This window comes from Streptosporangium amethystogenes, from assembly GCF_000721075.1.
Classification (GTDB): domain Bacteria; phylum Actinomycetota; class Actinomycetes; order Streptosporangiales; family Streptosporangiaceae; genus Streptosporangium; species Streptosporangium amethystogenes.
The window spans coordinates 18,818-37,943 of sequence record NZ_JOEQ01000024.1 but is presented as its reverse complement, the minus strand read 5'-3'; the positions used below and the strand labels follow the sequence as shown (position 1 = coordinate 37,943).

General features: G+C 68.1%; 21 protein-coding genes and 1 pseudogene. 15 read left to right on the top strand and 7 right to left on the bottom strand.

The genetic code is table 11. The annotated features are described in order from the left end of the window. Positions 1-50: 50 nt before the first annotated feature. From IG98_RS0128850 to IG98_RS0128840, 3 genes are read right to left on the bottom strand one after another with little or no spacing between them, the layout of a single operon-like run. Positions 51-836 carry a bifunctional DNA primase/polymerase gene (locus IG98_RS0128850; RefSeq protein WP_051753102.1) on the bottom strand — a complete coding sequence of 262 codons (786 nt, stop codon included), beginning with the start codon at positions 834-836 and terminating at the stop codon, positions 51-53. After that, positions 836-1,177, bottom strand: a complete 342-nt coding sequence (locus IG98_RS0128845) for a hypothetical protein (protein WP_030918994.1) — start codon at positions 1,175-1,177, stop codon at positions 836-838. Before IG98_RS0128845 ends, IG98_RS0128850 begins: the two co-directional genes overlap by 1 nt. Continuing rightward, positions 1,177-1,386 carry a helix-turn-helix domain-containing protein gene (locus IG98_RS0128840; RefSeq protein WP_030918991.1) on the bottom strand — a complete coding sequence of 70 codons (210 nt, stop codon included), beginning with the start codon at positions 1,384-1,386 and terminating at the stop codon, positions 1,177-1,179. The genes IG98_RS0128845 and IG98_RS0128840 overlap by 1 nt, the downstream gene beginning before the upstream one ends. Before the next feature lie 102 nt (positions 1,387-1,488). Here IG98_RS0128840 and IG98_RS52680 point away from each other — a divergent pair, with 102 nt between their 5' ends. Together IG98_RS52680 and IG98_RS0128830 are read left to right on the top strand one after the other, a co-directional pair. Beyond that, a complete protein-coding gene (locus tag IG98_RS52680; RefSeq protein WP_211264145.1) occupies positions 1,489-2,076 on the top strand; it encodes a helix-turn-helix domain-containing protein in 588 nt (195 codons plus the stop codon). Further along, positions 2,076-3,350: a tyrosine-type recombinase/integrase gene (locus IG98_RS0128830; protein ID WP_037971558.1), complete on the top strand. Its 1,275-nt coding sequence runs from the start codon at positions 2,076-2,078 to the stop codon at positions 3,348-3,350. Before IG98_RS52680 ends, IG98_RS0128830 begins: the two co-directional genes overlap by 1 nt. Positions 3,351-3,353: 3 nt before the next feature. Here the strand turns inward: IG98_RS0128830 and IG98_RS0128825 are convergent, their stop codons facing one another. Continuing rightward, positions 3,354-4,751: an endo-1,4-beta-xylanase gene (locus IG98_RS0128825; RefSeq protein ID WP_245651760.1), complete on the bottom strand. Its 1,398-nt coding sequence runs from the start codon at positions 4,749-4,751 to the stop codon at positions 3,354-3,356. Between the two features lie 229 nt (positions 4,752-4,980). On the opposite strand from IG98_RS0128825, the gene IG98_RS50915 reads away from it, so the two are divergent. The 3 genes from IG98_RS50915 to IG98_RS54925 all read left to right on the top strand — a co-directional run bounded on the left by IG98_RS50915 (position 4,981) and on the right by IG98_RS54925 (position 8,220). After that, complete coding sequence (locus tag IG98_RS50915; protein WP_157594574.1) at positions 4,981-5,250, top strand: hypothetical protein; 270 nt, start codon at positions 4,981-4,983, stop codon at positions 5,248-5,250. A 471-nt stretch (positions 5,251-5,721) separates the two neighbouring features. Continuing rightward, complete coding sequence (locus IG98_RS53620) at positions 5,722-6,822, top strand: lectin (protein WP_245651759.1); 1,101 nt, start codon at positions 5,722-5,724, stop codon at positions 6,820-6,822. 270 nt (positions 6,823-7,092) lie between these two features. Continuing rightward, complete coding sequence (locus IG98_RS54925; RefSeq protein ID WP_425428113.1) at positions 7,093-8,220, top strand: extracellular catalytic domain type 1 short-chain-length polyhydroxyalkanoate depolymerase; 1,128 nt, start codon at positions 7,093-7,095, stop codon at positions 8,218-8,220. Between the two features lie 145 nt (positions 8,221-8,365). Here IG98_RS54925 and IG98_RS50910 read toward each other — a convergent pair whose 3' ends face one another. Beyond that, on the bottom strand, positions 8,366-8,524 hold the full coding sequence (locus IG98_RS50910; protein WP_157594573.1) for a hypothetical protein: 159 nt from the start codon (positions 8,522-8,524) through the stop codon (positions 8,366-8,368). Between the two features lie 244 nt (positions 8,525-8,768). Between IG98_RS50910 and IG98_RS0128805 the strand changes: the two genes are divergently transcribed. From IG98_RS0128805 to IG98_RS0128785, 5 genes are all read left to right on the top strand, one after another. Next, the gene (locus IG98_RS0128805; RefSeq protein WP_030918973.1) at positions 8,769-9,131 is read left to right on the top strand and encodes a hypothetical protein; all 363 of its coding nucleotides are present in this window, start codon (positions 8,769-8,771) and stop codon (positions 9,129-9,131) included. A 189-nt stretch (positions 9,132-9,320) separates the two neighbouring features. Beyond that, positions 9,321-10,094 (top strand): cyclase family protein, encoded by a 774-nt coding sequence (locus IG98_RS0128800; protein WP_030918970.1) that lies wholly within the window; start codon positions 9,321-9,323, stop codon positions 10,092-10,094. After that, entirely contained in the window at positions 10,091-11,734 is a 1,644-nt protein-coding gene (locus IG98_RS0128795) for a thiamine pyrophosphate-binding protein (RefSeq protein ID WP_030918967.1), read from the top strand. The genes IG98_RS0128800 and IG98_RS0128795 overlap by 4 nt, the downstream gene beginning before the upstream one ends. 58 nt (positions 11,735-11,792) lie before the next feature. Next, positions 11,793-12,545: a lysophospholipid acyltransferase family protein gene (locus IG98_RS0128790; RefSeq protein WP_030918964.1), complete on the top strand. Its 753-nt coding sequence runs from the start codon at positions 11,793-11,795 to the stop codon at positions 12,543-12,545. Positions 12,546-12,697: 152 nt separating this feature from the next. Next, on the top strand, positions 12,698-13,249 hold the full coding sequence (locus tag IG98_RS0128785; protein WP_030918961.1) for a hypothetical protein: 552 nt from the start codon (positions 12,698-12,700) through the stop codon (positions 13,247-13,249). Between the two features lie 16 nt (positions 13,250-13,265). Here the strand turns inward: IG98_RS0128785 and IG98_RS0128780 are convergent, their stop codons facing one another. Together IG98_RS0128780 and IG98_RS0128775 are read right to left on the bottom strand one after the other, a co-directional pair. Next, positions 13,266-13,970, bottom strand: coding sequence for an SdpI family protein (locus tag IG98_RS0128780; protein ID WP_051753098.1), 705 nt, complete (start codon positions 13,968-13,970; stop codon positions 13,266-13,268). Positions 13,971-13,981: 11 nt separating this feature from the next. Continuing rightward, positions 13,982-14,299, bottom strand: coding sequence for an autorepressor SdpR family transcription factor (locus IG98_RS0128775; RefSeq protein WP_030918955.1), 318 nt, complete (start codon positions 14,297-14,299; stop codon positions 13,982-13,984). 731 nt (positions 14,300-15,030) lie between these two features. On the opposite strand from IG98_RS0128775, the gene IG98_RS52030 reads away from it, so the two are divergent. From IG98_RS52030 to IG98_RS0128745, 5 genes and pseudogenes are all read left to right on the top strand, one after another. Further along, positions 15,031-15,561 (top strand): hypothetical protein, encoded by a 531-nt coding sequence (locus tag IG98_RS52030; RefSeq protein WP_051753093.1) that lies wholly within the window; start codon positions 15,031-15,033, stop codon positions 15,559-15,561. A 236-nt stretch (positions 15,562-15,797) separates the two neighbouring features. Next, positions 15,798-16,232 (top strand): annotated as a pseudogene (locus IG98_RS54645) (ABC transporter permease); the annotation flags it as partial. A 16-nt stretch (positions 16,233-16,248) separates the two neighbouring features. Further along, positions 16,249-17,586, top strand: a complete 1,338-nt coding sequence (locus IG98_RS0128755) for an AMP-binding protein (protein WP_084195726.1) — start codon at positions 16,249-16,251, stop codon at positions 17,584-17,586. Between the two features lie 84 nt (positions 17,587-17,670). Continuing rightward, entirely contained in the window at positions 17,671-18,312 is a 642-nt protein-coding gene (locus tag IG98_RS0128750) for a TetR/AcrR family transcriptional regulator (RefSeq protein WP_084195725.1), read from the top strand. Between the two features lie 303 nt (positions 18,313-18,615). Then, complete coding sequence (locus IG98_RS0128745) at positions 18,616-19,125, top strand: LLM class flavin-dependent oxidoreductase (RefSeq protein WP_030918938.1); 510 nt, start codon at positions 18,616-18,618, stop codon at positions 19,123-19,125. Position 19,126: the final 1 nt, after the last annotated feature.

Sequence of the window (19,126 nt, the reverse complement as noted above, 5' to 3'; positions counted from 1 at the left end):
CCTGCTCACAGGCTTGCTCGAATCTGACACTGTCGGAAGAGAATCATCCGTCATGCGCTCTTCCTTCGGGTGGTGCGGTAGGCGTCGCCCACGGTGCGGGCTGCCTGTCGCTCGTCGAATCCGTCGCCGAACTGCATGGCGGCGTACAGGGCGTGAAGCTCGGCCTCGGTGGCGCCGTTCTCCGCGGCTCGGCACGCGGCCCAGAACAAGCTCTGGTTGCGGCCTGGCTTGGTCTTGTCGGCCAGCCATGCGGCGAGGTGCGGGATGCCGGTTCCGCTGGTCGAGCGGCGGGGCGCCGAGGTGATGGGCTTGGGCGGGTCGAGGAACTGCCGGACCGCCCCAAAGTTGAGTTGGTGCCGTTCCTGGGGACGCTCCGATACGAGCGTGTACGGCCGCCCGTCGACTACCGAGGGCGGAACCAGGGTGTAGCCGCCGCTGCTCTTCCAGTCGATGAAGTGGCGGGACAGTGACCCGCACGCCTGCTCGGTGCCGACGTACCGGCAGTGCAGCCCGCCGGCCGGTGTGCTGATGACCGCGAACGGTACGGGCAGGAGACCGGCGGCTTTCATCCGGTTGAACGCCGGATACCCGCTACCCGCGGGCTTGATGTCGACGTCAAGCACGTCGAACGTGGTCGAGCCGGTAGGGACCGCGACGTTCGCCCTCGGGTAGGACGTCCACCACCGCGTGACCAACTCAATGTCGGTGGTTGCGTCGAGGTAGCCGTTCGGGACAAGCCTGCCGAGGGGGCGCTTCCCGTTCGGGACACAGGGGAACACCGGCATGCCCTGGCCCACGAGAGCCAAGGCGGCGGCGAGCATGATCAGCTCAGGCATCACGCGGCCCGCTTTCCGCGACGGGTCGCTCTGGGCGCGTGCAGGGCGAGTTCATACCGGGTGCCGCATCGGGCACGCCGGCGGAGCAGCCGCGGCACGGGCGGCTTGATCGTGTGCCGGTGCCAGTCGCCGCACTGGCATTCGGTGTCGATCATGACCGTGATGGTCTGCAGGCCGCTCCCGAGCGGGTAGGCCGTCGCAGTCAGGAAGAGAGCCGCCTGTTCGGCATGACGGGCGAATCGGCGGGCGCTAGGCTGTGCCTTGTCGTTGGCGGCCTTCTGGTCGTTCGGGTCCTGGTGGGAGTGGCTGCTCCCGCCGGGACCTTTTTGCTTGGTGGACATCAGGCGGCACCGCCGCGAACCTGCTCGGCGAACCAGGACTCGACATCCCGCCAGCTGTAACGGATGTAGCGCCCTACCTTCCCGTAGGGCGGACCCTTCCGGAGATAGCGCCATTCGGTCAGGGTCTTCTCGGGCACGCCTAAGAACTCCGCGACTTCGGACGGCTTGGCGAGGTTCCGCCGAGCAGCCTCGCTATAGGTGATAGCCATACTTACTCCAGTGTCGTGATTCTCTCGACGAAGCGTCGAGATTAGATCGACAGTAATGGGAGGTGTTGGGCGTCCGCAAGTTGTGGTGGTAGCGTCGCGATTATGTCGACAGCACGAATCGAGATCGGCCCTTCTGGGCGCGCCGTGGCGATCAACTTGAAGCGCATTCGGGGGGTTCGTGGGCTCAGCCTTCGCGACCTCTCTCGTTTGGTCACCGAGACAGGGCGACCCCTGAGCGTCGATGCGCTCAACAAGATCGAGAATGCAGCAGGAGGCGGGGGAACCGGCACGCGCCGAGTGGACGCTGATGACCTCGTGGCTCTGGCGGTTGTCCTGGGCGTGAACCCGAACGCCCTGCTCCTGCCTCCCGTGGCCGACTCGACCGAGGTCGAAGTGACAGCCGCCGGCAGCTTTCCAGCAGGGAAGGTGTGGAACTGGGCGGACGGACGGGAGCCTCTAAAGAAGTCGTTCGATGAAGACGACTTGGCGGACTTCCAGATGCACGCGCGTCCCAAGGGGAGACGGCGCTACTACATGCCAGGTGAGCGCACCGAGGAAGAGCTGGCAAGGAAGCGGGCCGCAGACCTGGAGATCGCCAGACGTATCAACGCGGGCGACCCGACAGGAGAGGCATCGTCCCTTGAGGTAATGCGCAAGCTTGATCGCGAAGCGTACCCAGAGGGGGAGTAATGGCCGTCGCGGATCGTTGGCACAAGTCCCGGCCCAAGCCGGGCGAAGCCAAATGCAAGTGCAGGCCGGCCAAGGTACCGACCGCCGAGCACGGCCAGGGCAAGCGATGGCAGGTCCGATGGCGCGACGACGCGGGCGTGCCGCAGAAGCTCAACTTCGAGAAGCTGCCCGATGCGCAGAGCAAGGACGCACAGATCAAGGCCAGCCTCGACCGCGGCGACTACCTCGACCCGAAGGCCGGCCAGGTCACCCTCGCCTCGTACGCGAAGCAGTGGCGCGACGGCCTGACCTCCGACCCGGGCACCCTGGCGCAGATCGATAGCCGCATGTCTAAGTGGGTGTTCGGCAAGAGCATCAGCGCACACACCATGGGCATGCTCGCCAAGCGGCCATCCCTCGTGCAGGCATGGGTCAAGGAGATGGAGGGCGCCGGACTTCAGCCGTCCACGATCAAGCTCGTCGTTGGCACGGTGTCGGCCATCTTCAATGCCGCGATCGACGACCAGATCATCGGCCGGAACCCGTGCGCCACGAAGTCAGTGCGGCCGCCGGCGCGCGCGCCGAAGAAGGTCGTCCCTTGGACGCTCGGTCAGGTCGAGGCCATGGGCGAGGCGCTCCCGGCCCCGTACCGGGCCATGGCCTACCTCGGCGCCGGGTGCGCACACCGGCAGGGCGAGCTGTTCGGCATCGCCTTGGGTGACGTCGACTTCCTCGGCCGGGCGGTCCGGGTGCTCCGTCAGGTGCGGATCATCGGCGGTCAGCTCGTGTTCGCTCCGCCGAAGCGCGGCAAGACGCGGACGGTCCCGCTGCCCGAGTCGGTCGCGCTTCGGCTCAGCGCGCACATCGCCGCACACCCGCCGGTCGAGGTGACGTTGCCTTGGCGGACGCCGGACGGCGAGCCGACGACGGCCGCCCTGCTCTTCACCGGCCCGCGCGGGGGAGCGCTGCACCGCAACACCTTCAACTACACGTGGCGTTTGGGCTTGGAGGTCGCGGGAATCGTCCCGCCGCCCGGCGCGGGGGAGAGGCGCAAGACGTACCGGGAACACGGGTGCCACGCGCTTCGGCACACCGCGGCGTCGGCCTGGCTCGGCGCCGGCGTCGACATCCGGACGGTGGCCGAATACCTCGGGCACACCGATCCGGGGTTCACGCTCCGGACGTACACGCACCTGATGCCGGACGCTGCGGACCGGGCTCGGAAGGCTATGGATGCCTTCTTCGCCGAGGGCACTGCGGATGTGTCGAGTGCCCTGGTTGTGCCCTCTGGCTGATCGTTATGGGCGTTGGCCCTGGTAGGCGTGCTGGTCGCATAATTCCGCTACAAGTAGCAGGGGTAGGTCTCCGACCTGCGGAGACCTACCCCTACCCCTTTTGGAGCCGGGATTTCTCATCCCGCTGGATCTGTTCAGGCGCCACTTCTGGTTGTCGCCGCCCCAGCAGGAGTAGATCTGCACCTTGACCCCGTTGGAGGTACCGGCGGCGTCCAGGCACTTGTTGCCGTACACCCTGAACTCGCCGGCGGAGGTGCGGGTCCACTGCTGGTTGGTCTGACCGTTACAGTCCCAGATCTGTAGCTGAGTGCCGTCGGTGGTGCTGGCGTTGGGCACATCCACGCATCGGCCGGAGGCGACGCCCCTGATCGGTCCGCTACCGCCGCCAGACGTCGGAGTCACGGTCGGGGTGGGGGTGGGGTTCGGGTTCGCGGCGTTGAGGGCGTTGAGGACCGAGGTGTAGGCGGCTTTCTTGTTACCGCCGCCGTCGAACAGCAGCGGGTTGGTCGAGAGCCAGGAGTCGCTGTCGCGGACGCCCCACACGGTGATGCCGGTGCAGCGGGGGACGGCCAGGCAGTCATTGACCACGTTGGCGTAGGTCGAGGCGGGGGCGCCCTGAATGTCCAGCTCGGTGATCTGCACGTCGACGCCGAGGGCGGCGAAGCTCTGAATGGTGGTGCGGTAGTTGCTGTTGTAGGCGCTGTTGTTGTTGAAGTGCGACTGCAGGCCGACACAGTCGATCGGCACACCGCGCTGCTTGAAGTCGCGGACCATGTTGTAGACCCCCTGGGTCTTGGCCCAGGTCCAGTTGTCGATGTTGTAGTCGTTGTAGCAGAGCTTGGCGGCCGGATCGGCGGCGCGCGCGGTGCGGAAGGCGACCTCGATCCAGTCGTTGCCGGTCTGCTGCAGGTTGGAGTTACGCCGGCCCCCGTTGTTGTCGTCGAAGGCCTCGTTGACCACATCCCAGGCGTAGATCTTGCCCTTGTAGTGGGCCATCACGCCGTTGATGTGGTCGATCATCGCCTGGCGGAGCGTGCCGCCGGACAGGGACTGCATCCAGCCCGGCTGCTGGGAGTGCCAGGCCAGGGTGTGACCGCGTACCCGCTTACCGTTCTGCACGGCCCAGTTGTAGACGCGGTCACCGTTGGTGAAGTTGAACTGCCCCCGGTTCGGTTCGGTGGCGTCGATCTTCATCTCGTTCTCGGCCGTCACCATGTCGAACTCGCGGTTGGCGATCGTGGTGTACGCCGAGTCGCCGAGCTTGCCGGCGCTGATCGCGGTGCCGAAGTACCGGCCGCTCTGCTGAGCCGCCGCGCCGAGCGTGCTCGCCGCCGCACCGGCGGGGGCCGGCACCGTCAGCGCCGTGACCGTGCCGAGCACGCCCACAACGCCGGCGACCAAGGCCCGGCGCAAACCACGGAAGGACCGACGGGTTCCAGGCGGAGATAAGGCGGTAGAGCCCATGCCTGAGCCTCCATAACTGAGTCGCGGAAAAAGGGGGACACGCGAAGACATCCCGCGGAATCGACGCCGCGCCCCAGAGGGGGAGCGCACACCGCGAGGGCGTCGCGAACGGCGCCCCCTGCAGAGCACCACCAGCCGGCAGGGAAGGCCGCCTTGGGGACTCAGTGTGGAAACATATCCGAAATGTGTCAAGGACTCACAGAAAATTTCGGCCACGCTGCTCTATGAAGATGCTTTACACGTGCTTCAACGTCTGTATCAATCCCTGAAAGTTTGCGGTGGCATCGGCGCGATGAATCACCACGGTGGTCCTGTCACCTCACCCGAGGACATGTCGATGAAACTTCCATCACCACGTACTCGCCGGGCCGGTGCGGCCACCCTGGTAATGCCAGGTGAGCCGTGCTCGGCCATCGCGCCCGTCGAAAAACTTTGACCCAGCTCCTTGACAGCGCTCTGTCGTCTCATATTTGCTTCGCCCCACCACCGTCTCCAGTCACCCAACGGAGAGGGGAACAGTCCGCACGCTTATTGTTAACGTTAACAAATCGTCGCCCTGACTCATGAGGTGCACCGATGACCGGGGGTGGCGAGATCCGGATGGGCACCCCATCCCTGCGATCCGCCCCTCGCGGCCACCGATCTTTGATGGACGGCTTTTCGCGCACCAGGAGAGCCGGAGCGGCCGGCGCATGGTCTGCGCCGATGTGACCCGCAGAGAACAGTCGGCCATCCGGCCGTGCGTCGGACCCCCATGTCCGGCCGCGAAGGCGCACTACCTCACAGCGTTCGTTCATGAGAAAGCTGGTTCTGAAAATGCTAGCGATAACACGAGCTGCCGGCTGGACCTGCTCGCAGCCGCCCGAGGGGATTGAGCATGCGTAGGTGGAGACGACGGTTAGCCGCGATGCCCCTGGCCGTGGCCGCGGTGGTGCTGGGCACGATGCTGGGGGCGGGGGTCGCCGGCGCGGAGTCCAACGGCGGGGTGCGGGTCATGCCGCTGGGTGACTCGATCACAGAGGGCACCCAGGTGCCGGGCGGATACCGCATCGGACTGTGGCAGCGCCTGGCCGCCGCCCGCTACACGGTCGACCTGGTCGGGTCGCAGTACAACGGGCCGGGCAACCTGGGCGACCACGACCACGAGGGACACCCCGGGTGGCGCATCGACCAGATCGACGCCAACATCACCAACTGGCTGCGCACCCACAACCCGCGCACGGTGCTACTGCACATCGGCACCAACGACGTCCTGCAGAACTACAACCTCTCCACCGCACCCCAGCGGCTCTCGACACTCATCGACCACATCACCACGACCACCCCCAACGCGGAGGTGTTCGTCGCCACCGTCATTCCGCTGTCCAACACCGGCCAGGAAGCCGCCGCCCGCACCTTCAACGCCGCCATCCCCGGCATCGTGCAGAGCAAGGTCAACGGTGGCAAGCGCGTCCACCTGGTCGACATGCACAGCAAACTGACCACCGCCGACCTCATCGACGGCATCCACCCCACCGCCGGCGGCTACGACAAGATGGCCGCCGCCTGGTACACCGCACTCCAGTCCGTTCCCGGCAGCGTCGGCCAATCCGGCACCCCCACCCCCACCCCGACGTCCTTGCCCATCAGTGCGATTCGTGGGGCGGGCTCGGGCCGGTGCCTGGACGTCACCGGCGTCTCGCAGACCAACGGCACGCAGGTGCAGATCTGGGACTGCAACGGTCAGACCAACCAGCAGTGGACACTGACCAGCACGGGTGAGTTGCGCGTGTACGGCGGCAAGTGCCTGGACGTGTTCGGCGCGGGGACCGCCGACGGCACGCAGGTGCAGATCTGGGACTGCAACGGTCAGAGCAACCAGAAGTGGCGCTTCAACAGCGACGGGAGCATCACCGCGGTCGGTGCGAACAAGTGCCTGGACGTGCCGAACTACTCCACCGCCAACGGCGTGAAACTGCAGGTCTGGTCCTGCAGCGGTGCCGCGAACCAGCGCTGGACCCGCGTCTGACCACGATCCCCCGCCGGGGCGGCGGCCCCAGCCGGCCGCCTCGGCGAGAGCCGGACCCGTGCGACCCGGAGCCGGTGTATCCCCCAAGCCGCGCCGGAGGCCACCACCTGCCGACCCCGATGACGTTCTGAAACCCGCTTGATGGCTTCTCGGCGGGAAACGGAATCCGCCGACACAGCCGTGGCCAGGCGCGTCCCCTGTAGAAAGAGCAGAACATTGAAACGGCATACGACAAAACGCACCGGCATCGTTGCGGCCCTGATCGCGGCTGTGGGCACCGCCGTGGTGACCGCACTGTCCATGCTCGCGGCTCCCGTGCCACAGGCGATGGCCGCGTCCCTGACCCAGGTGACCAACTTCGGGTCCAACCCCGGCAACATCCAGATGTACCTGTACGTCCCCAACAACGTGGCGCCCCGTCCGGGCATCCTGGTGGCGATGCACGGCTGCAACGGTCAGGCCACCGCCTTCTACCAGGGCACCGAGTTCGCCAGGCTGGCCGACCAGTACGGCTTCATCGTCATCTACCCGCAGGCGAACAAGAGCGCCAACGGCCTGTCGAACTGCTTCGACGTGTGGTCGAACGAGGCCTTGCGTCACGCCGGTGGCAGTGACCCGGTGTCGATCGTCTCCATGGTGAACCACGTGCTGCAGAGCTACAACGGCGACCCGCAGCGGGTGTTCGCCACCGGCTTCTCCTCCGGGGCGATGGAGACCAACAACCTGCTCGCCACCTACCCGGACGTGTTCAAGGCCGGCGCGCCGTTCTCGGGTGTGCCTTACGGCTGCCTCGGGCCCGCCGGGTGCGGCGACAAGACTCCGCAGCAGTGGGGTGACCTGGCCCGCAACGCCTACCCCGGCTACACCGGGTCCCGGCCGCGCGTGCAGGCCTGGCACGGCACCAACGACTCCGTGCTGAACTACACGATGCTGCAGGAGGAGGTCGACCAGTGGACCAACGTGTGGGGGCTGAGCCAGACCCCCACCTCCACCACCACCCCGCAGTCCGGGTGGACCAAGCGGGCCTACGGGTCCAGCCAGGTCGAGGCGTACACCGTCTCCGGAGCCGGCCATGACCTGCCGCACACCGGAATGGCCATCCACGCGATCCGCTTCTTCGGCCTCGACCAGAGCTCCCCGACCTCCACACCCACGCCCGGTGGTGGTAGCGGACCGATCAGGGGCGTCGCCTCCGGCCGATGCCTGGACGTGCCCAACTCCAGCACCAAACCAGAAGTGGCGCCTGAACTCCGACGGATCCATCGTCGGTGTCCAGTCCGGACTGTGCCTGGACGCCGTCGGCGCGGGCACCGGCAACGGCACCAAAGTGCAGCTCTACTCCTGCTCGGGCGGCAACAACCAGAAGTGGACCTGGGCCAGATGACCCACACCCGGTAGGGGCAGACGCTGATCATCAGCCCCTACCAGGTGTGGTGGCTCCCCGATAGGGGTGGCCTCCGGTACGGCACGACCTACCGCACCGGAGGCCACCGCCTGTCGACCCCGATGCGCCTCCGGAAAAAGACACGGAGACGTCGAAGCCCTAACGGCGGACTTTCCCGTACGGCGGCCGCCGCAGGACGCGCACCGCTTCGCCGTACGGCACGGTCTCGGCTTCGAGGCCCGGACGCTGGGTCGCGAGGAGTGCCTCGGCCTCACCGTCCGCGTGCGCGACGCCGTTTTCCGATGTTTCTCCGGGCATGACTCCGCCTCAATGATTCTGGGCTGTTAAAAGCCCATATTTATGGATCGACGGCGGGCGGGCGGGTGCGGCACCATTATGTGACGCATGACAGCAATGCCCTCTCCGGCGATCGGTGGAGCCTTCGGCAGGGCGCGGATCGCGGCGGGGGTGCCCGAGCGGCGGCCCGATTACGGCTTGAACGATGTTCCGACGAGTTCAGCGCTGTCATCCGGGTACCCTCACCTCCTTCGAAAGGCCCCTCATGAGCGATATCAAGGCACTTCTCGCCCAGCGTGCCGAACTGGACCGTCTGATCGAGGAACTCCAGTCCGGCGATCTGAAGGAGCGCGAGAACACCCTCGGTGACATCCTCGCGGCCGTCGCCAAGTGGGCGACCGGACAGGGCCACGAGGCACTCAGGAGGGACCTCAAGAACTGGGAGTACGTCACCTTCGCCGGCATCGAGGTCGGTGTCGGCCACGACGGCGGCGAGCGCTGGGGCCTGCCGCCCAACTCGGTCACCGTGATGGACTCCGTCAGCGGGACCGACGTGGAGTTCGGGACCACACCCCCGCCGATCCAGGCGGTCCTCGGCCTCCTGGAGGGCCTGCTGGCCACGCGCTAGTCCCGCTTCGCACATGCCGGTACGGGCGTCCCTCACGAGGAGCCCGGCCGCGTGGCTTACCGGGACCCGCACGGAGTCCCGGTAAGCCGCGTGACCTCGCCACGGCGAGGCCACGCGCCGGGAGAGGTGGCGGCGGACGGTGGCGCTGTAGGAAGATCTGCCCAGATCTCAACCCGTGTTGGAGGCGTCATGTCGGTGTTGCGGAACCTGGTGGAGAGCATCCGGAACGGCGGAATCGAGGTGGTCGACCTGACGGCTCCGCTGTCCTCGGAGACGCCGATCCTGCGACTGCCGGAGCCGTTCGGCAACACCGTCCCGTTCACACTCAAGGAGATCAGCCGCTACGACGACCGCGGCCCCGCCTGGTACTGGAACGACATCGTGACGGGAGAGCACACCGGCACCCATTTCGACGCCCCGGTGCACTGGGTCACCGGAAAGGACGGCGAGGACGTCTCGCAGGTTCCGGTCGACCGGCTGATCGCCCCGGCCGTGGTCCTCGACTTCGCCGCGGAGGCGGCCGGGGACGCGGACTTCCTGCTGGAGATCGCGCACGTCAAGGCGTGGGAGGAGGCCAACGGGCCGTTGCCCGAAGGCGGATGGCTGCTCTACCGCACGGGCTGGGACGCCCGCTCCCACGACCAGGAGCGCTTCCTGAACGCGAACGAGACGGGCCCGCACACGCCCGGAGTCTCGGTCGAGTGCGCCCGCTGGCTGGCCGAGGAGACCTCGATCGCCGGGCTGGGCGTGGAGACCGTGGGCACGGACGCCGGCGCCGCGCACGGCTTCGACCCGGCCTTCCCGTGCCACTCCTTCCTGCTGGGCGCGGGGAAGTACGGGCTGACCCAGCTGCGCAACCTCGATCGGCTACCGGTGACCGGCGCGGTGGTCGTCGCGTCGCCGCTGCCCATCGTGGGAGGCTCCGGCAGCCCGCTGCGGGTGCTGGCACTGGTCGAGAGGTGAACGTCGCGGAGGTGGTGGGCCGGACCCTGGCCTCGCTCGGCGTGGACACCGCCTTCGGGGTGGTGGGCAGCGGCAACTTCCACGTGACCAACGCCCTGGTCGCGTACGGCGCGCGTTATGTCGCCGCGCGTCACGAGGGCGGCGCGGCGACCATGGCCGACGCCTACGCGCGTCTCAGCGGCAGGGTCGGCGTGCTCAGCGTCCACCAGGGGCCGGGGCTCACCAACGCGATGACCGGCATCGCCGAGGCCGCCAAGAGCCGTACCCCGCTCATCGTGCTGGCGGGAGAGGTGACGAAGCCCCGCTCCAACTTCTTCGTCGACCAGGCCGCGCTGGCGGAGGCGGTGGGTGCCGTTCCGCTGCGGATCTCCTCGGCGGAGACCGCCGCCGCCGACACCGCCGAGGCGTTCCGCGTCGCCGGCGAAGGCCGCCGCACGGTCCTGCTCAACCTCCCACTGGAGGTCCAGGGCCGAAACGTCCCGGACGTGCCGGGGTCCTCGGTTGCGGGTGCCTCGGGCGGGAACGCTCCGACGGCCGTACCTGAGGCCGGGGAGGTCGCCCGGCTGGCGGAGATCCTCGCGGCGGCACGCCGCCCCGTCTTCGTGGCCGGACGTGGTGCCCGCGAGGCGCGGCGCGAACTTGAGGAGCTCGCCGAGCGGGCCGGAGCGCTGCTGGCCACCTCCGCCGTGGCCAGGGGGCTCTTCCGGGGCAGCCGGTGGGACCTGGACGTCAGCGGTGGTTTCGCCTCGCCGCTCACCGCCGAGCTCATCCGTGACGCCGACGTGCTGGTGGGCTGGGGGTGCGCGCTCAACATGTGGACGACGCGCCACGGCACGCTGATCGGCCGCGACACCACGGTCGTCCAGGTCGACCTGGAGGCCGCCGCGCTCGGCGCCCACCGCCCGGTCCACCTCGGCGTGACAGGTGACGTCGCCCGCACCGCGGGGGAGGTCACCCGGCTGCTCGGCGACGACACGAGAACCGGCTACCGCTCGGCGGCGCTGGCCACCCGGATCGCCGGGGAGAACCGCTGGCGGGACGTGCCCTACACCGACGAGAGCGGCGACGGCCGCATCGACCCCAGGACGCTGACCATCGAACTGGACGACCTGCTCCCCGCGGAACGCGTCCTCTCCATCGACTCCGGAAATTTCATGGGATATCCGTCGATGTTCCTTGACGTTCCCGACGAGCGGGGCTTCTGCTTCACGCAGGCGTTCCAGTCGATCGGTCTCGGCCTGGCCACCGCGATCGGTGCCGCCCTGGCCCAGCCGGACCGGCTCCCGGTGGCCGCGCTGGGCGACGGCGGCGCGCTGATGGGCGTAACCGAACTGGAGACCGTCGTGCGGCTCGGTCTTCCGATGGTGATTGTCGTGTACGACGACGACGGCTATGGCGCCGAGGTGCACCACTTCGGGCCGGACGGCCACCCCCTGGACACGGTGACCTTCCCGCCCGTGGACATCGCCGCCATCGCCCGCGGCTTCGGCTGCGAGGCCGTCACGGTGAGGGACAGGTCCGATCTCGCCGAGGTGGCCCGCTGGCTGGACGGGGCCAGGGAGCGGCCCCTGCTGATCCACGCCCACGTCAGCCGTGCGCGGGGTTCGTGGTGGCTGGAGGAGGCGTTCCGGGGACACTGAGCCGCCTCCCTCTCCTCGCGGGTGTGGGAGGGAGGAGCGGCTGAGGTACGGTTCAGCCATGGCTGAGATCGTGTACCCCCCGGTCATCGGGGCGGCGTTGACCCTGTTCCGCGCGCTGGACACCAAGATTCGCATCGAGGGGGCCGAGCGCATCCCGCGGACCGGCGGAGCCGTGCTGGTCAGCAACCACATCAGCTATCTCGACTTCATCTTCGCGGGCCTGGCCGCGCGTCCTTCGAGGCGCCTGGTGCGTTTCATGGCGAAGAAGGAGGTCTTCGACCACAGGATCTCCGGCCCGCTGATGCGCGGCATGCACCACATCCCGGTCGACCGCGCCGCGGGTGCCGCCGCGTTCGGCGCGGCGCTGAAGGCGCTCAGGGGCGGAGAGGTCGTCGGCGTGTTCGCCGAGGCCACGATCAGCCGGTCCTTCACGATCAAGGAGATCAAGAACGGCGCGGTCCGGATGGCCGTCGGCGCCAAGGTGCCGATGATTCCGGTCTCGCTGTGGGGCACCCAGCGGCTGTGGACCAAGGGCCACCCCAAGAAGCTGCTGCAGCGGCACGTGCCGATCACGATCCGGGTCGGTGAGCCCATGCACCCCAAGCGCGGCGACGACTACGACGCCGTCACCGCCGACCTGCGCGGGCGCATGAGCGAGATGCTCGACCAGGCGCAGCGGGGCTACCCGGAGATCCCGAAGGGTGTCTGGTGGCAGCCCCACCACCTCGGGGGCACCGCGCCCACTCCCGAGGAGGCGGCCAAGCTCGACGCCGAGGAGGCGGAGGAGAGGGCGTCCCGGCGCGAGTCGTGAGAACCGGTACGGGGCCATGGCTGATACCCGCGTACCGGATGCCGTGCGCCACGCCAAGGCCATCGCTTACCGGGACAAGGTACGCGAACCATGAGCATCCTCTACAAGTCATGAGCAGGTAATTCGCAAGTGGCATGCCCCAACCTGTTCGCATGAGCAACGCATTCGACGACGTGGTGAACGCCTTCCAGCCGGTGCCGACCCCCGGTCCCGGCCGCACACCGGGGCGGGTCGGCATGGCGATCCTGCTCCTCCTCTGGGTGGGACTGGGAGTGTCGCCCTTCGTGTTCGCGGTCTCCGGCCTCAAGCTCGCGACCGGCTCCGTCGGCACCCCCGGCACCCTCACGGTCGTCTCGTGCGAGGAACTGGGCCGGGGCCGCTACGACTGCAAGGGCAGCTTCGCGCCCGACGGCGGTGGTGACACGATCCCGGTCGACGCCTCGCCCGACTCCACGGCCGGTGACGTCAGGCGGGCACAGCTCACCCCCGAGGGCGACCGTGCCGTCGCGACCGGCACCTCGGGCATCCTGGCCGCGCTGACCATGCCGTTCCTCGGTGTCGGGGTGCTCGCCTTCCTGCCGTACGTGCTCCTCTACGTCTCCAAGGTGCGGCGCGGCAGGCGTGGCGCGGTCGTCTTCGGCTCCATGCTCACCGCCGTCTCGCTCGTCGGTGTCGTCGTCGGCATGGTCGCCGCCTACGCCTGATCGGCCCCTGCCGTCCCTACCTTCCGGTGTCCGCCGATCCGCTCCGCTCGGCACGCCAGACCCACCACGAGTAGACCGGCGGGACCAGGCTCGCGATGACCGCCCCGGCGAGCACGACCGGGAACAGCGCGGGAATCGGGAGCAGGAACGCGACGACGAGCAGGACCACGCCGAGGGCGGCGAAAAGCCGTCCTGCCAGCCGGTGGGTACGCTGCCAGGAGCGCTCGCTCTGCATCGTCCAGGGAGTGCGCACCCCCACGGCCCAGTTGCTGCGGGTCTTGGGCAGGTAGTTGCCCAGCACCAGGAAGAGCGCCCCCGTTCCGGCGATGACGAACCGGACGACGGGGAGGTCGCCCCCGGTGGCGTTGACGATGCTGACCGTGTGGATGCCGGTGAGCAGGGCGAGCGAGCCGATCCAGGCCGCGGTGTAGGTGTGGGCCGAACTCGCCAGGTGCCGCCGGCGGGGGAGTAGACGCGGCAGCACGACGAACATCACGCAGAGCGCCAGCATGATCAGCGGGAGCAGGCCCAGAGCCTCGACCTTGCCCGCGAACCGGTCGGCCTCACCGGAAGGACCCCAGTGCACCGGCAGCAGGGCGTCGGCGGGAATCTGTGTCCAACCCCAGATCGAGACGCCCGCCGAGACGAGCAGCGCCACGGCGCCGCCGATCAGCCCGGGACGCGGGTTCACGGTCCTGTCGTCGGTGATGTTCTCGGTCATCGATGTCCCTCTCATTCGTGGTCGTGGCGGGGGGGCGATGAGGGCTGGACGGGATCGGGTGGCCTGGCGTCTCCGATCCTGAACAGATCGAGCAGTGCGCCCAGGGACTCCTCCAGCAGGGATACGTGCAGGTGGTAGATGATCGAAGTTCCCCTGCGCTCGCCGTAGACCAGACCGGCCTCGCGGAGCAGGCGGAGGTGGCCGGACAGGGTGGGCTTGGAAATGTCGAAATGGTCGGCGATCTCGCCCGCCGACCGGTCGCACTGCCGTAGCAGCGCGAGAATCTGGCGGCGAGTCGGATGTGCGAGCGCCTCGTAGACCCGATTCACATCTTGTTCCCTTGTTAGCTAATAACCGAAATATACTCTATATGGAGAAAGTTGGCGCGCCTCCGTGCTCGCGGGCGCCGGGGGAGAGTCCCATTTTGGGGTGGTATGTGAGGATTCCCCGGCCAGGAGCTCGACGACGCCTTCCCGCGAGGCGCGGTCCCGGCCGATTTGTTTGATCCGCGAAATGCCGCAGCGACCTGGTGGGATATCCGGATTCGGGCGTTGAGCGGCTGTTTTGTCGGCATGGGTGGGATGGAAGCGGGCAGTCTTCTCCGCGCCCATCGACGGAGGATCACGACCGGGCAGTGGTCCTCGGTCTCGGCGGCAGGCGGAAGCACCCCTCGGACGCCGCCGCCGGTTCCGGATCAAGCCAGATGGAGGACAAGGTGACGCCAACAAACCCTGAAAGGCCCAACGAAGCCCTGTCGAGTGGAGCGGGCGGACCACGGCGGCGCATTTCGGGTCCGCTGGTCTTCGCCACCGCCGCCGTGCTGGCGGCCTCGGGCGGCGTCGGCGTGTCCGCGGCGTCGGCGGCAGCGCCACCGCCCGTCCCGACGGAATCCCCGACGGTGTCCCCGACGGTGTCCCCGACGGTGTCCCCGACGGTGTCCCCGACGGTGCTCCCGACGGCGTCCCCGACGGGGTCATCGACCGCGTCCCCGACGGGCTCACCGACAGGGGCGGAGACGCCGACTCCCACTCCCACGCCCACCGCCACCACGGCGCCGCAGGTGCCCCTGATCGCATTCCCCGGCGCGCTGCACGGCGAGTTCGTCCTGCCCGCGCAGGACGGCTGCGGCTTCACGGTGTTCGCCCAGACCGGGGAGGCGATCGCCCTGGCGGAGGACTCGATCACGGTGAGAAGCCAGGACGGCTTCGAGAGGGCGTACGCGATCAATGACTCCACCCGGACCCTCGCGGGCCGGCGGGGCAACGTGGTCAGGCAGGGCGACTGGGTGTCGGTGACCGCCACGACCCAGGGCGAGACGGCGACCGCCGCCTACGTCTTCGACCTGTCGCGGCCCAGTAAGAAGTTCTGGCGCGGTGACAGCTGGTGGCTCCCCCGGCAGTGGCGGCCGGACGGCAGGTGGCGTACCCCCAACCCTGCCCCCTGCCCCACCCCGCCCGTCGAGACTCCCACCGCTCCGCCACTCCCGACGCCCACGGACGCCCCGACGGTGCCGACGGAGACCCCGGCCGTGCCCACGGCCGAGCCGACTCCCACGATGACGGACACCCCGACCCCGACCCCGACCCCCTGAGCGTCCCTGTCGAACTCGCCGGATGAGATCCGGCGTGGTACCGGGCGCGCTCAGCCGATGCGGCTGAGCGCGCCCGACCAGGCCGGACGCTCACGTCCCCGACCGGAGGTCTTTGGCGACTCTCCGGCGGGCTGCCGTTGGCGGTGATCGGTCTCATCTGCCTCGCCGCACCGCTGCTGCCGCTGCCGGACCCGGCACTGCAGACGCTCGGAGACGTGCTCCAGCCACCGGTCTGGATGGACGGCGGCAACTGGTCGCATCCGCTGGGCACCGATCACCTCGGGCGTGACGTCCTGTCCCGGATCGTCCATGGCGGCCAGCTCACCTTCGTCATCGCGATCGTCGGCATGCTGGCCGGGGCCATCCCCGGCACGCTGGCCGGACTGGTGAGCGGGTTCTACCGGGGAGCGGCCGACGCGGTGATCTCCCGGTTCGTCGAGGCGCAGCTCGCCCTGCCGTTCATCCTGCTGGCCATCGCGATCATCGCCAGCCACGGACGTTCTCTCGCCGTGCTGATCCTCGTACTGGCTCTGATCGGCTGGGCGCAGTACGCCCGGGTGATCCGCGCCGAGACGCTGTCGCTACGGGAGCGTCCGTTCGTACTCGGCCTGCGCTGCGCCGGGGTGCCGACCCTGCGGATCCTGCTCAGGCACATGCTGCCCAATCTCGCCGGAGTACGTCTGCGCGGTGCTGGCCGTCTACCGGCTCGGGGCCATCGCGGTACCGCTGAACTACCGGCTCCAGCGGGTGGAACTCGAGTTCCTGGTCCCCGACTCGGGGGCGGTCGCGGTGATCTGCGAGAGCGAGTTCGTGGAGGTCATGCACGAGATCTGCGAGGACCTGCGCCTGCGGGCACTGGTGCGGCTCGACGGTGACGGCTGCGGCTCTCCCGGATGGTCGCGGCTCTCCCAGGTGCTGACCGACTACTCGGGCCGGGAGGTCCCGCCGGCGGAGGTCGTCTTCGACGACCCGCAACGGATCATGTACACCTCGGGGACCACCAGCCGGCCAAAGGGCGTGATCATCACGCACGGCATGGCCGCGCTGAACGTCCTCGCCCAGACGAGCGAGTTCGGCCTCTCCTCGGCGGACCGGCTTCTCGTCTCGTCCCCGCTGTACCACGTCGCGGCCTGGGACTCACCCGGCGTCGGTGCGTTCCTCAACGGCGGGGCGCTGGTGATAATGCGAAAGTTCGACGCGCCACTGGCACTCAGGCTCATCGAGGAGCACCAGGTCACCGGTGGTATCTTCGTGCAGGCGATTCTGCACAGCCTGCGGTCGGCCTCGGACGGCTCGCGGGACCTCTCCTCGCTCAAGTGGATCATCTTCGGCGCGGCCGCCGGAGAGCTGTACCGCGAGGTCCGGGAGATGTTGCGGGCGACCCGCCTGTTCCAGGCCTACGGCATGACGGAGGCGTGCAGCGCCATCGCCTACATGGACGCCGCACACGTCGTGTCGAAGCGTGGTTCCGTCGGCACGGCCGTGCCCTTCGTGGAGTATCGGGTGGTCGATGAGAACGAGAACGACGCCGGTCCGGGTGTTCAGGGTGAGGTGGTGCTCCGCGGCCCGAAGGTGACGCCCGGCTACTGGGGTGACGAGGAACTGACCGCTCAGGCATGGCGGGGGGGCTGGTTCCACACGGGTGATGTCGGAATGGTGGACGAGGATGGTTTCCTGCACATCACGGATCGGCTCAAGGACATGATCCGCTCCGGAGGGGAGAACGTCGCGAGCCAGGAGATCGAGCGGGTGATCTACACTCATCCTCTCGTGTCCGAGACGGCGGTGATCGGTGTGCCGGATCCGCGCTGGCAGGAGGTGCCGAAGGCGTATGTCGTGCTGAAGGCCGGCGCGACGCTGGCGGAGGACGATCTGATCGGCTACTGCCGTGAACGTCTCGCGTCCTTCAAAACGCCGAAATCCGTGGCTTTCGTGGACAAGCTTCCGTGCAATCCCTCGGGAAAGGTGCTCAAGCGGGCGCTACGGGAATCCTCGCAGAAAACCGATTCGACGCTCCTCTCCTGACCTCGCGCACCGTGACGGAGGACGCCCTACCCTGTGTGGCAGATAACCACTGGAAAACCGTTCTAGGTAAGGGGGACGAGAACCATGGCACGTACCGCATCACGAGGTGGCCCCCGAGGCACCTATTCTCCCGCGGAGACGCGGCGGGCGCTGCTGGCGAGTGCACTGAAGTTGTTCGAGGTCGGCGGTTACCACGCGACGTCCGTCGAGGACATCGTGAAGGAGGCCAACCTGACCAAGGGAGCCCTGTACCATCACTTCTCCGGTAAGGAGGAGATCCTTCAGCAGATACAGGAGGAATACATCGATGACCGGCTCCGGAACTGCCGTCGCATTCTAGAGTCGTTCGAGACCCCGACTGACCGGTTGCGGCAGCTCATCCTTGAGTCATTGGTGGCCATCGACCAGTTCCGGGCCCATGTCACCGTGTTTACTCAGGAGCGTCGCTTCCTTACCGAGGAACGCTTCGCCGCGATTAAGAAAAAGCGCGACGAGCTCGATGCGATATACGAGTCGGTGATCCGCCAGGGTATCGAAGAAGGGGTCTTCAATCCGGCCCTGCAGCCGCGTATCGCCAGCTTCGGAGTCCTCGGCATGCTGACCTCGGCGTACAACTGGTACCGCCCTGACGGTCTGCTGGCCGTCTCCGAAGTGGCCGACCAGCTCTCCGAGCTGGTTCTGGAGGGGCTGACCTCACCGGCGAGCAGGGCTTCTTCCAGCCAATAACGTCCCGACCGGTCGGTGTGAGAAAATGGGCACCGTCGCGTGCCCGGTTACCCACCGGGCCGGGGATGTCCGTCGGGGGCGGAGGACCCGGGGGGCGCGCTCGGACGACCGCGCCTCTGAGGACGCCCCATGGTGCTGCTGACCTCGGCGTTGACGCCGTTCGGTGGAGGCCGTGGAACGGCCCGCGAACGCCGGTGCCGTCCGCCGGGGAAGTGCCGGGAGCCTGGACATCCGGACCTTGACGATCTCAGTTCGCTATCCGTAACATACCTACTGGTCGGAATGTAACGAGGGGGTTGAAGCATGAAATTCGGTGTGATGAATCTGTTTCCGGCCGAGGGTGACGGAGACGACGCGCAGGTGCTGCGAGACACCATCGAGGAGATCCAGATCGCAGACGAGCTGGGATTCGACTCGTGCTGGCTGGCGGAGCACCATTTCTCGCGCTACGGGATCCTCGGTAATCCGCTGATGCTGGGCACGGCGATCGCCGAACGGACACGCAACATCACCATCGGCACCGCAGTGGTCGTCGTCCCGCTGCACGACCCGCTTCGCATCGCCGAGGACGCCGCGCTGCTCGACATCCTGTCCGGCGGCCGCCTCGTGCTCGGCAGCGAACGGTCCGCCGGTGTCACCGGGCAGGTCTTCGGCTTCAGCAAAGGACTGCTCAGCGTGTACGAGGGCTGGAACGTCGGCCCCACCGCGGAACTGCCCCGGCTGTGGCACGCCGAGGAGATCGACGGAGCGGTCCGCAAGCTGCTGGCCCAGTCCGTGCAAAACCCCCGGCTGCCCCAGCTGGACGGAGCCTGAC

Excerpts from the sequence above, each read along its gene's own strand:
- IG98_RS0128850 (WP_051753102.1), bottom strand. The coding sequence starts at position 836 with ATGCCTGAGCTGATCATGCTCGCCGCCGCCTTGGCTCTCGTGGGCCAG.
- IG98_RS0128845 (WP_030918994.1), bottom strand. The coding sequence starts at position 1,177 with ATGTCCACCAAGCAAAAAGGTCCCGGCGGGAGCAGCCACTCCCACCAG.
- IG98_RS0128840 (WP_030918991.1), bottom strand. The coding sequence starts at position 1,386 with ATGGCTATCACCTATAGCGAGGCTGCTCGGCGGAACCTCGCCAAGCCG.
- IG98_RS52680 (WP_211264145.1), top strand. The coding sequence starts at position 1,489 with ATGTCGACAGCACGAATCGAGATCGGCCCTTCTGGGCGCGCCGTGGCG.
- IG98_RS0128830 (WP_037971558.1), top strand. The coding sequence starts at position 2,076 with ATGGCCGTCGCGGATCGTTGGCACAAGTCCCGGCCCAAGCCGGGCGAA.
- IG98_RS53620 (WP_245651759.1), top strand. The coding sequence starts at position 5,722 with ATGCCCCTGGCCGTGGCCGCGGTGGTGCTGGGCACGATGCTGGGGGCG.
- IG98_RS50910 (WP_157594573.1), bottom strand. The coding sequence starts at position 8,524 with ATGCCCGGAGAAACATCGGAAAACGGCGTCGCGCACGCGGACGGTGAG.
- IG98_RS0128805 (WP_030918973.1), top strand. The coding sequence starts at position 8,769 with ATGAGCGATATCAAGGCACTTCTCGCCCAGCGTGCCGAACTGGACCGT.
- IG98_RS0128800 (WP_030918970.1), top strand. The coding sequence starts at position 9,321 with ATGTCGGTGTTGCGGAACCTGGTGGAGAGCATCCGGAACGGCGGAATC.
- IG98_RS0128790 (WP_030918964.1), top strand. The coding sequence starts at position 11,793 with ATGGCTGAGATCGTGTACCCCCCGGTCATCGGGGCGGCGTTGACCCTG.
- IG98_RS0128785 (WP_030918961.1), top strand. The coding sequence starts at position 12,698 with ATGAGCAACGCATTCGACGACGTGGTGAACGCCTTCCAGCCGGTGCCG.
- IG98_RS0128780 (WP_051753098.1), bottom strand. The coding sequence starts at position 13,970 with ATGACCGAGAACATCACCGACGACAGGACCGTGAACCCGCGTCCCGGG.
- IG98_RS0128750 (WP_084195725.1), top strand. The coding sequence starts at position 17,671 with ATGGCACGTACCGCATCACGAGGTGGCCCCCGAGGCACCTATTCTCCC.
- IG98_RS0128745 (WP_030918938.1), top strand. The coding sequence starts at position 18,616 with ATGAAATTCGGTGTGATGAATCTGTTTCCGGCCGAGGGTGACGGAGAC.